The 2,672-nt window shown below is 40.4% G+C and carries 2 protein-coding genes; both read left to right on the plus strand.

The window, feature by feature from the left end; genetic code table 11:
• Positions 1 to 1,484 (plus strand): hypothetical protein (locus OKC41_RS20945; protein WP_270672341.1); only part of this gene is annotated, 1,484 nt, incomplete at its 5' end.
• Between the two features lie 472 nt (positions 1,485 to 1,956).
• Positions 1,957 to 2,672 (plus strand): DUF932 domain-containing protein (locus OKC41_RS20950; RefSeq protein ID WP_270672342.1); only part of this gene is annotated, 716 nt, incomplete at its 3' end.

A 2,672-nucleotide genomic window follows, 5' to 3' on the forward strand; every position in this document is an offset into this window, starting at 1 on the left:
ATAAGTCGTTAATTAATGACTTATTAAAATACCTTTATTATTTAACAGGATCAAAAAATCAAACCTGTACAAAATTGAATCAAATCATTAAAATTTGCAACCACAAATTTTCTGCTGCAAAGGTTGATAATTCTGTTTTTAGCATTAGACCTATAGCCGCTGCTTACACCGCTATAATCATCCTCCAAGATATAGATAACAAAACAGGTATGTTTGGCCATTTTTATAGCACCTATAGGAAGCTTACCCTAGACAACAAAACACTTAACCTGCTTGCACAATACATCTACACTTTACTTGACCTTAAAAATGAAAAAGCACACATTGGAGGGGCAATAATAGGTATACCTGCTGCTTATACATCATTGCATCTTAATTTGAATGAACGTAAAACTCTGTACTTAGATGAGATCGTTGAAATAATTATTTCATTTTTTGAAACCCCAGCAGTGTATCGATTTGACAACGACAAGCAATTATATCAACTTGAAGAACAATTAATTTATCTATCAAATATGGTATCTCTGCCACCTATTGCTAACCACTTAACTTACAGCTCAAACATCCTTGCCTATCAAGCGGTTAAAGCGAAGGACTACAATCAGAGAGTGGCTGAATTTAACAAAAACAATGTCACCAAAATCAACACGCTAACGAAACAAAAGACCAATCAATACCAAAAATATTTCACTCAATACACTATACTAATAGAAGCTCTTAACTGCATTAAAAATAAAAATCCAACAATGGCTTTAGACATAATCGATAGTGTAGATAGAGAAAATCTATCTACATTCGGGTTTATTAAACATGCGCTAGCTGTGCTAAAAATTGGATTAATGTACAATTTAAAGTGGAAGGCGATTAAGAATGGTTCTTTAATGCAACAGGTTAATGACATTATAAACCATCAAGGCATCGTTTTTGTCCCTACACGTGCATCTCAGCACGTTATAGGAAACAGCAATGACTCATGGCTTTCTAAAGATGAATATATAAAACACTCTATTATATCTGGCGGAAATACGTATAATACGATCATAGCACAAGCTATCTACGCTTATAATTATACCATTGCACGACACACAACTTCGCACGTTCAGGAAAAAGTTGCACATTCAAGACAAACATCTATAAATAATGGTTTAAATCTTAATCACTTCTCCGAATTTATTAACCACGGCCTACTTGATAAACTTAATGAAATCTCAGGGAAAATATTGACTGGACTAGATAAAATCAACACAGATGTAGAACATACATCATTTGTAGAAGAATTAATTGAAGCAGGATTCGTCTTATCAGATGATTTATCTAAAAATCTAATTCATTGTATTACAGGTTCTTCTCTCGGCGTTTGCCTTTTGGACCATTCAGCTATCATGATGTTTTTATCTGCCCCTGGAGATGATGTTGAAAACATCATTGAGTTGGGTAAAAAAACTAAAGTTGTGCAATCACTGTTCAGGTATCATCACCCTTAGCCTAATGAATGAGCACATCTTGATGCACATCAATGCCAAATATACCTGCGAGAATAGATTGTATATATTTATATTGTAGAGTATTGTTTTCAGGAGTGGAGCAAGTTGCCAAAGCGTAGGTTAATGCACTTTCGTGCCACCACGACCTAACAGCGTTGATCTTGGTACGCTGGTCGCTTCTCCTCCCTCTGATGTCAAAGTCCCTGCACCCCATCAAGCATGCCCCTCCAGATACTTTCAGATACGAATATCAAAAATATCTGGAATATCAAAAATATCAGCTGCAAATGAACCCCAAAACATTACTGGCGGCCGTCCGGCATTTTCATATAGCACCGTCTGATTTTATGGTGCTGTGCTGTCACCTTGCATTCCGATTACCTTCAATCAAATAAATTTCAGATATATATTCTCTCTATGAACCTACCTCTGGAGCTGCTTTGCCAGCCCCTTTTTCATTGGAGATTGATATATGGCTCATCTCATCGATACCATGGCCTACACTGGCCAAACACCCTGGCACGGCCTCGGAAATATCTTACCCCCACGACAATCCTTGGAGATCTGGCTTAAAGCTGCCGGAATGGACTGGACCATCGAGCAGAGCAATGTGATGTTTAACGTTGCTACCGATGCCTTGCATATTCGCCCCTATAAAGACAGCAAGGTGCTTTACCGATCCGACACGCTCGAACCCCTGTCGGTCGTCTCCCAACGCTATAACGTGGTACAGCCCCATGAGGTGCTGCACTTCTATCAGGATTTAGTGGAAATCGGCGGCTTTGAATTAGAAACCGCTGGCTCACTTAAGGGCGGCCGTAAATTGTGGGCGCTGGCCCGTACCGGCCAAGACTTGAAACTCAAAGGCAATGACTTGGTGAAGTCCTATCTGCTGCTGGCAACCAGCTGCGACGGCACGCTCTGCACCACGGCGCAATTTACCTCATTGCGAGTGGTCTGTAATAACACCCTGCAGATGGCGTTGCGTAATAGCACTGGGGCAGTCAAAGTCTCTCACTCGACGACATTTGACCCGGCTATTGTCAAAGAGGAATTAGGGTTGGGACTTGCTCATTGGGATGAATTCAAAACCCAGACCAAAGCATTGGCTGCCCGTCCTGTTGCCCCAGAAGAGGCGCTACGTTTCTTTAGCGTCCTGCTGGACCAGCCATTGGATGCCGACAATCA

The sequence above is a fragment of the Aeromonas sp. QDB17 genome, assembly GCF_027705305.1.
Taxonomy (GTDB): domain Bacteria; phylum Pseudomonadota; class Gammaproteobacteria; order Enterobacterales; family Aeromonadaceae; genus Aeromonas; species Aeromonas caviae.